Source organism: Clostridium sp. UBA2485 (genome assembly GCF_002341865.1).
Lineage (GTDB): Bacteria > Bacillota > Clostridia > Clostridiales > Clostridiaceae > Clostridium_J.
Map to the genome: position 1 here is coordinate 23,432 of NZ_DDOV01000123.1, position 6,000 is coordinate 29,431.

Below are 6,000 nucleotides of genomic sequence, written 5' to 3' on the forward strand. Positions count from 1 at the left end.
TTACCTTACAATGAAATTATATCAATTAAATATAAAATAATCGGTAACAAATGTTACCTAAAATAAAAAAACTCTACGACTTTTTCGTAGAGTTTTTTTATTAGTTCTATTATCTAATATCATTCACTAAAGTATTAAAGTTAGTTCTAATATCTGTCATTGTTTTTCCATTCATAACATCTTTACCCATAGTTTCTATTCTGCCAAACAGAGTTGTATCATTAGTTATTTTAACAGTTGTAATTTTAGGATCTACTTCTTTAACTGCAGTTTCTATAGATTTTCTCATGTTATCATCTAACTTCATATCAGTGTTTTCTAATGTAACACCAACTATAGCAGTATTGTCATTAACAACTACAGCATCTCTGCTTACTCCCTTTATAGCTCTAACTTTAGTACTTATATCTTGTGCTCTCTTTGTATCCATGGTTCCGTCTGTTGTTGTATTGGTACCATCTGTTGTTGTTTTAGTTCCATTTGTTGTGGTACCATTTGTTGTTGTTTTATTACCGTCTGTTGTTGCTTTATTGCCGTCTGTTGTTGTACCATTTGTTGTACCTTTATTACCATCTGTTGTTGTAGTTGTACGACATCCCATTAAAGGAAGTGTAAAAATAGATAATACCATTACTGAACATAATAGTGTTTTTAAATTTTTCTTCATAGTTTAAATCCTCCTCGTTCTTTTATAATATTAGTTTGCACAAATTAGAAAAATTTATTTATATTTTTTTAGAAGTTTTTACATAAATAAAAAGAGCAACTTCCAATAATAGAATTGCCCCTTTTACTTTAAAATTATACTAATATTATCTCTCTAAAAATTTTCCTATTTAAAACATACTTGCCATCTATATATTTAAGCTCAAATTCACTTACAGCAGTAACTTTTTCAGCTTTTTCTATATGAAGTATATAACCTTCTTCATTTCTATTTTTGAAAAAAATTTTAGAAGCTTTTATTACTCTCATAGGAATTCCTTCCAAATCATAAATCACCGTTGGAACTTCATTTAACATAATCTTCTCTCCTTCTGCCTAATTTATAACCTAATTGATGATATATAATATTAAGAGTAATAAAGTTTTATGATTGTTTTTTTATATTATAAAAAAGCCACTATTAAAATAGTGACTTTTATTATGTGTAAACTATATTTTATTCTTCTTCGAATTGATCTTTACCTACTCCACATAGTGGGCATAACCACTCTTCTGGTACATCTTCCCAAGATGTTCCTGGTGCTACTCCATTATCTGGATCTCCTTCAGCTGGGTCATAAACATATCCACATACTACACAAACATACTTTTTCATAATATTTCCTCCTAAATTATAAAATTTATCATATATATATTTTTCTAGAATTAATCGAAAAATATACCTAATATTCTATTTTTAATATATACGAATTAATCAAGTTTCTTTCTTTTGTTGTAATTATAATTTAACAGATATTATTGTTACTGTAAAGAATAATAACGTTATTTTCAGAAAATATCTTAAATTAATATTATATATTAATTAATAATAATTGTTCTTATATCGCTATTTATCTAATATTACTTTAACCTATCTACTTACATTATAAAAATTTAATTTTAATATTTTCTTTAGACTCTTTTCCTGTTATTTTAACTTTTACATTTTTATTATTCTCATTAGAGATTTTTATAGTTTCATCTCTTAGTCCACTCTTTCAAATATATCTAGATAATTAATTATTAATCCTTTTTTATCAACGAAAAACTCAGTAGCAAAACTACTGTCTAAATTCTCATACTTATATTTAGATCCTTCTAAATTTGTATTTAAACAAGTATATCTTTGCGTCACAGGTTTTAGCCTAAAATTATGGACATCAATATAAATTACCCTTATTTCACTTAATTCTCCAGGATTTAAAGATAATCTTCTAATTGGAATAGTATTAGTAAAAGGCGTAATTGAAATATCAATATCCATACAGCCTCTTAAATCTTTTATCTCTTCACCACAACTTTTTCTCCAAACTCCATTATCATCTGATAATAAAGTAATATTTGTAGATTTACTATCAAATTTCCTTATATCAACTTTATTTACTTTCCAGTTTAAATTGCAATTTATCTCATAATTAATACGAAATGGTGTATTTTCATTCATGCCTATAACAACAGAATTAGCTACTATTTTATCTTGATCTTTATAAAGGCATAAATGTTCTGTAGAAAATTCATCTAATGCCTTCCAGATTAATTCTTTTTTCATGCAATATATCCTCTCTTTATCTTATTATGTAGTTATTAAATTAATTTGTCTTAAAAGTATATCATTAATAACTTTATATCAGGAACATACTAGTTCAATTGTTTATTATATACTTATATTACTATTATTGTTCAATATATTTCAAATCAAATATATTAAATAATATCGACAAAATAGTACTTTAATATGAATTCTATAAACTAGAAAGTATTTATTTATAAATTTTGTACAAAAGTTTAAATAATATAAATTCTTGTTTAAGCACATTGAATAAATATCTTTTTATTAACTTATTAAGAATAGCTTAAATAAAAACTAGCCCTAAGAATTATTCCTAGGGCTAGCTTAACTATCTTATTATCCTAAAGTTGCAACCATAACAGCTTTTATAGTATGCATTCTGTTTTCAGCTTCATCAAATACTATAGAAGCGGAACTTTCAAATACTTCATCAGTAACTTCCATTGATTCTATGCTGAATTTTTCATATATCTCTTTTCCAACTTTAGTTTTTACATCGTGGAAAGCTGGTAAACAATGCATGAACTTAACATCCTTATTTCCTGTTAATTCTAACATCTTTTTATTAACTTGATATGGCATTAATAATTTAATTCTTTGTTCCCATACTTCATCAGGCTCTCCCATTGATACCCAAACATCTGTGTATATAACATCTACGTCTTTAACGCCTTCTTCAACATTATCAGTTAATGTTATTTTACCACCAGTTTCACTTATAATTTTTTCACATTTTTTAACTAATTCATCTTCTGGGAGTAATGATTTTGGCGCTACAATCCTAAAGTCCATTCCCATTTTAGCGGCACCTATCATAAGAGCATTTGCCATATTATTTCTACCATCACCAGCATAAACAAATTTTATTTCACTAAGTGGCTTTGAGAAATGTTCTCTTATTGTTAAAAAGTCAGCTAATATTTGAGTTGGATGATCTTCATTTGTAAGTCCATTCCATATCGGAACTCCTGCATATTTTGCAAGCTCTTCAACTATTTCTTGTCCATATCCTCTATATTCTATTCCGTCATACATTCTTCCTAAAACTCTAGCAGTATCTGCTATAGATTCCTTTTTTCCCATTTGGCTACCTGTTGGTCCAAGGTATGTTACATGAGCTCCTTGATCATGTGCAGCAACTTCAAATGCACATCTTGTTCTTGTTGAATCTTTTTCAAACAATAGCGCTATGTTTTTACCTTTTAATTTTTGCTCTTCAACTCCAGTATACTTAGCTTTTTTTAAATCTTGAGCTAAATCAAGTAAAAAATTAATTTCCTTTGGTGTAAAATCCATAAGTGTTAAAAAGTGTCTGTTTCTAAGGTTAAACATATTCAATTCCCCCTAATTAATATTTTTATACTTAGCTATACTTAAATAATCATTAAGATTTATTACTTTAAATCTTAATTTAATACTTTAATTCTTCTCTAATAAACGGCATTGACATACATCTTGGGCCTCCTCTTCCTCTAGAGAGCTCACTAGAAGCAATAGAAAACACCTCTATATTATGTTTATCTAAAAGTTCATTAGTTACATAATTTCTGTCATAAGTTATAACTTTACCTGGTGATATCGCTAGGGTATTAGAACCATCATTCCATTGTTCTCTTCCTGAAATTATTTGATCTCCATTACCACATCTTATAAGGGTAATATCACGGCCTAAATATTTAGATAATATAGCTTCTAGACTATCTTCCTCTTCTATTGCAACTATTTCATCTTTAGTTTTATCATAACTTAAATTTGTTACTTTCAAGCTAGCTTCTATAGCTGGATGTATAGTGAATTTATCATAATCAACCATTGTAAATACTGTATCTAAATGCATAAATGCCCTTATTTTAGGTATGTCGAATATTAATATATTTTTAAAACTTTCATTAGCTCTAAAAATATTTTTAGCTAAAGCAAATATAGCCTCTTTGTCCGTTCTTTCACTATATCCTACTGCTAAGACATCTTTAGACAATACTAACTGATCTCCACCTTCTATGTGAAATTCATCTTCTCTATCGTAATAAATTTTAATATTAGAGTCTTTGAAATTAGGATGATATTTAAATATATATTTACCAAATATACTTTCTCTTCTTCTAATAGGCTTTTTCATAGAATTAAGAGATATACCATTTCCTATGCAAGCAAATGGATCTCTAGTAAAATATAAGTTTGGCATAGGGTCTAGCAAGAATGGATACTCATTAGAGCTCTCCTTCATAGAGATATCAATTTTTCTAATTCCTGCCATTACAGTATCTATCATCTCTTTAGGTAACATAGATGAAAGATATGACTTTATTTCACTTTTAATATAATCCTTTTCTATATTACTTTCACGTATAACTTCATTTATAAATCTTTCCTTAATTTCTGAATTTTTTACAACTTCAGCTGCTAAATTCTCAAGATATAAAACTTCTACTCCATTGATTTTAAATAAATCTGCAAATTTATCATGCTCATCTCTAGCAATTTTTAAATATGGAATATCATCAAATAAAAGCCGTTCTAGATACTCCGGTGTAAGGTTCTCTATTTCTTTTCCAGGTCTATGAAGAAGAACAGTTTTTAAATTACCAATTTCTGAGTAAACTTCTATATTTCTTTTTTCCATAAACTATCACTTCCTTAATTCATAATGAGAAACCTCTCATTTCTCTATAGGATACCCTACTTTCAATTCATAAATCTATTTAACTATCTTAGTACCTGATAGTCCCTTCAATGCTTCTTTTGCTTTTGAAAGAGAAGCAATTATTGCAACTTTATTATTATCATGCATTACAAATTTTTTACATGCCTCTACTTTAGGTAACATACTTCCAGGTGCAAATTGACCTTCTGATATATATTTATCAACTTCTTCTAAAGTTATAATATCAAGTGACTTTTCTTCTGGTTTATTATAATTTATACAAACTCTCTCTACTGCTGTTAATATTAGCAAGCAATCAGCATCTAATATCTCACTTAATTTCTCTGCTGCAAAATCTTTATCTATAACTGCGGCAACTCCTTTAACCTCTGAATCTTCTCTGATTACAGGTATTCCCCCTCCACCGCATGATATTACTATATTGTTACTATCAACTAAATATTTAATTGTATTTTTTTCTATTACATCTATTGGTTTAGGTGATGCAACTACTCTTCTATATCCTCTACCAGCATCTTCTTTCATAATATATCCTTGTTCTTTTTCTAATTTCTCAGCTATTTCTTTACTGTAAAATGATCCTATTGGTTTTGTTGGATTTTGAAACCCCTTATCATCTTTATCTACAACAACTTGAGTGATTATTGTGGCTACAGGTTTATTTATATTTCTTCTAGCGAGTTCCTCTGAAATGGCATTTTGAAGGTGGTATCCGATGTATCCTTGTGAGAATGCTCCACATACATCAAATGGAAATAATACATTTGTTTCATTTTGCTTTATGGCATCCTCTACAGTAGCTACTATTTGTCCAACTTGAGGTCCGTTTCCATGAACGATAGATATTGTATGACCATCTTCTATCAAATCTACTATTGATTTTGCCGTTTCTTTACATGTTTCTAATTGAGCTTTTGCACTTTTATCTTTTGGATTTGATTGTAATGCATTTCCCCCTAAAGCTAATACAATTTTCATTATTAACCCCCCCATATATTTTTAACACTATTTTATCCGACGCACATATTCAGAATATTAAGATATTTATAACTTCATAGTA

General features: G+C 28.0%; 7 protein-coding genes. All 7 read right to left on the reverse strand.

Going from position 1 to position 6,000, the window contains the following annotated elements; genetic code table 11:
- Window positions 1–109: 109 nt before the first annotated feature.
- The 7 genes from B3603_RS22865 to arcC all read right to left on the reverse strand — a co-directional run bounded on the left by B3603_RS22865 (window position 110) and on the right by arcC (window position 5,918).
- Complete coding sequence (locus B3603_RS22865) at window positions 110–667, reverse strand: YhcN/YlaJ family sporulation lipoprotein (RefSeq protein WP_291569148.1); 558 nt, start codon at window positions 665–667, stop codon at window positions 110–112.
- Window positions 668–801: 134 nt separating this feature from the next.
- Window positions 802–1,023 carry a hypothetical protein gene (locus B3603_RS22870; protein ID WP_291569149.1) on the reverse strand — a complete coding sequence of 74 codons (222 nt, stop codon included), beginning with the start codon at window positions 1,021–1,023 and terminating at the stop codon, window positions 802–804.
- Between the two features lie 139 nt (window positions 1,024–1,162).
- Window positions 1,163–1,321: a rubredoxin gene (rd, locus tag B3603_RS22875; RefSeq protein WP_069187817.1), complete on the reverse strand. Its 159-nt coding sequence runs from the start codon at window positions 1,319–1,321 to the stop codon at window positions 1,163–1,165.
- A 369-nt stretch (window positions 1,322–1,690) separates the two neighbouring features.
- Window positions 1,691–2,254, reverse strand: coding sequence for a putative glycolipid-binding domain-containing protein (locus B3603_RS22880; protein ID WP_291569150.1), 564 nt, complete (start codon window positions 2,252–2,254; stop codon window positions 1,691–1,693).
- 357 nt (window positions 2,255–2,611) lie between these two features.
- The gene (gene argF / locus B3603_RS22885) at window positions 2,612–3,607 is read right to left on the reverse strand and encodes an ornithine carbamoyltransferase (protein ID WP_291569151.1); all 996 of its coding nucleotides are present in this window, start codon (window positions 3,605–3,607) and stop codon (window positions 2,612–2,614) included.
- 79 nt (window positions 3,608–3,686) lie between these two features.
- On the reverse strand, window positions 3,687–4,898 hold the full coding sequence (gene arcA, locus B3603_RS22890) for an arginine deiminase (protein WP_291569152.1): 1,212 nt from the start codon (window positions 4,896–4,898) through the stop codon (window positions 3,687–3,689).
- Between the two features lie 75 nt (window positions 4,899–4,973).
- Window positions 4,974–5,918, reverse strand: a complete 945-nt coding sequence (gene arcC / locus B3603_RS22895) for a carbamate kinase (RefSeq protein ID WP_291569153.1) — start codon at window positions 5,916–5,918, stop codon at window positions 4,974–4,976.
- Window positions 5,919–6,000: the final 82 nt, after the last annotated feature.